Below are 359 nucleotides of genomic sequence, written 5' to 3'. Positions count from 1 at the left end.
AGAGGCTATTGATGGCGCGCTGGGCGATAGAGGCGCCGGGTCCGCGTAACACCACCGCAACCACGCTGGAGCGCTGGGCCGAAGATGTCCTTCGGTGCATCGCGTCACGCCGCATGAACTGCCAGCCACTCATTGAACAGGAGGATTCCAGATGAGAAAGCTGATCGAAACTACGCTGATGTCGCTAGACGGGGTGGTCGGCTCGCCATGGGCCTGGACCGGGTCGTACTTTGACGCGGAGAGCCGCGGCCACGCGCTCGCCGCGCTGGACCGCTACGACGCATTCCTGTTCGGTCGCGTCACCTACGAGACTTTCGCGGCGACCTGGTCGCAGGTGAGGGACGACGCCTACCTCGACC

1 pseudogene is annotated in these 359 nt (G+C 64.3%); it reads left to right on the top strand.

From position 1 onward, the window contains the following. Positions 1-151: 151 nt before the first annotated feature. Positions 152-359 (top strand): annotated as a pseudogene (locus tag EN852_RS36585) (dihydrofolate reductase); the annotation flags it as partial.

The sequence above is a fragment of the Mesorhizobium sp. M2E.F.Ca.ET.209.01.1.1 genome (assembly GCF_004010375.2).
Taxonomy (GTDB): Bacteria; Pseudomonadota; Alphaproteobacteria; order Rhizobiales; family Rhizobiaceae; genus Mesorhizobium.
Note: the sequence above shows the minus strand (reverse complement) of the source record. Positions and strands in the feature narration are given on the sequence as shown.